Source organism: Arthrobacter sp. H14 (assembly GCF_000520495.1).
Lineage (GTDB): Bacteria > Actinomycetota > Actinomycetes > Actinomycetales > Micrococcaceae > Arthrobacter_C.
On record NZ_KI914707.1, the window covers coordinates 3,133 to 4,448 of the forward strand.

General features: G+C 69.1%; 2 protein-coding genes and 1 pseudogene. All 3 read left to right on the forward strand.

Annotated features, from left to right (window positions below):
- Nucleotides 1-363: pseudogene (locus tag Y707_RS31850) on the forward strand (hypothetical protein); the annotation flags it as partial.
- 442 nt (nt 364-805) lie between these two features.
- A complete protein-coding gene (locus tag Y707_RS28525) occupies nt 806-1,021 on the forward strand; it encodes a GVDTG sorting domain-containing protein (RefSeq protein WP_155853268.1) in 216 nt (71 codons plus the stop codon).
- A 29-nt stretch (nt 1,022-1,050) separates the two neighbouring features.
- A partial coding sequence (locus tag Y707_RS32375; protein WP_035783261.1) for a hypothetical protein occupies nt 1,051-1,316 on the forward strand: 266 nt, incomplete at its 3' end.

The window sequence follows — 1,316 nt, forward strand, 5'->3', positions numbered from 1 at the left end:
AGCGTCGCTCCTTCGGGCAGCAGCTTCACCTACGAGCGCACGTTCGAGCTGAACGAGGACACTCAGGATGCTCTGGCCAACGGCACCGGTGTGATCGTGGTCCATGGCCTGGATCCGGCAAACCAGCCGGCCGCGGCCACGGAGAAAATGAGCTCAGTGGCACCTGACCTGCCTCTGGCAGCAACGGCTCCGGCCCTGTGTGGACCGCTGCAGATGATGCCGGCCGGCGGTGCTGACACCGGCGTCACCGCTGCTGCCACCAACGGCGGCAACGAGATGGGCATGATCGCCCTCGGCGGTGGCCTGCTGGCCGCTGCGGGAAGCGCCTATGCAGTCCGCCGGTCCATGACCGCCGGACGCTAAAGCCCGGCCCTTCAGGATCACTCGTTGTCGTGATCAACGATAAAAAGGACCGCCGCTTCCGCCTCCAGGCGGGCGGCGGTTCTTTTATCGCTGCTGGCCGGCTGCGGCACCACGGGCGGGGCAGGGGACGGGCCGGAAACCGTTCGGGCACCGGGATCCTCCGCCACGGCACCGGCAAGCCCCGCCCCGACGCCCCCGCACACGGCCGGGACCGGGCAGCAGGCACCGGCGGAGCAAGTGATGGACCGGCCTCTCGCTTTCGGGACCCACCGGCCCTGAGGCAGCCGCCGATGTCAGCGTCGCTCCTTCGGGCAGCAGCTTCACCTACGAGCGCACGTTCGAGCTGAACGAGGACACTCAGGATGCTCTGGCCAACGGCACCGGTGTGATCGTGGTCCATGGCCTGGATCCGGCAAACCAGCCGGCCGCGGCCACGGAGAAAATGAGCTCAGTGGCACCTGACCTGCCTCTGGCAGCAACGGCTCCGGCCCTGTGTGGACCGCTGCAGATGATGCCGGCCGGCGGTGCTGACACCGGCGTCACCGCTGCTGCCACCAACGGCGGCAACGAGATGGGCATGATCGCCCTCGGCGGTGGCCTGCTGGCCGCTGCGGGAAGCGCCTATGCAGTCCGCCGGTCCATGACCGCCGGACGCTAAAGCCCGGCCCTTCAGGATCACTCGTTGTCGTGATCAACGATAAAAAGGACCGCCGCTTCCGCCTCCAGGCGGGCGGCGGTTCTTTTATCGCTGCTGGCCGGCTGCGGCACCACGGGCGGGGCAGGGGACGGGCCGGAAACCGTTCGGGCACCGGGATCCTCCGCCACGGCACCGGCAAGCCCCGCCCCGACGCCCCCGCACACGGCCGGGACCGGGCAGCAGGCACCGGCGGAGCAAGTGATGGACCGGTCCCGGGCATGAAGGAGCACCTGCCAGCTAATACAACGGCTCCCCC

Coding starts and splice junctions, on each gene's coding strand:
- Y707_RS28525 (WP_155853268.1), top strand. CDS start 806: ATGAGCTCAGTGGCACCTGACCTGCCTCTGGCAGCAACGGCTCCGGCC.